General features: G+C 69.2%; 1 protein-coding gene. It reads right to left on the reverse strand.

Features of this window, described 5'->3' with window-relative positions; genetic code table 11:
• On the reverse strand, window positions 1-454 hold a 454-nt coding region (locus DY467_RS25580), incomplete at both ends, for a Rossmann-fold NAD(P)-binding domain-containing protein (RefSeq protein ID WP_502706460.1).

Here is a 454-nt window from a genome sequence, read left to right on the forward strand (position 1 = left end):
CCCAATGGGCGAAGCGGCCGATGATTTCGGTCGGTTCGCCGCGCGCGCTCCAGCCGCGCTGGTTCCACGAGCCGTCGACCACCGCCACCAGATTGATCCGGCGGCCGCCGGAGATCGGATAGACCACCAGATGGGCGTCCGGTCCAAGCCAGAGTTGCACCCCGCGCAATTTCTCGCCATCGGGCATCGCCTCGGCCGCAAACGTCCCGCGCCAGGCGATCAGCCCCGAGAACATCGGCTCGATCTTGGGAAAAACCCGCCCGCGCACCGCCGACCAAATCCCGTCGGCGCCGATCAGCGCCAGTGCCTGTTCCAGTCCGCCCCCGGCGGAGACGGTGACACCATCGGCATGGAGGGTCACGTCGTCGAGGGCACAGCCGAGCCGCAACTCGATCGCGGGGTGGGCGGCGACCTGCAAGGCCAAAGCGGCCTGGAGATCGGCCCGGTGCACCAC

Source organism: Rhodopseudomonas sp. BR0G17 (genome assembly GCF_010907025.1).
Classification (GTDB): Bacteria; Pseudomonadota; Alphaproteobacteria; order Rhizobiales; family Xanthobacteraceae; genus Rhodopseudomonas; species Rhodopseudomonas palustris_H.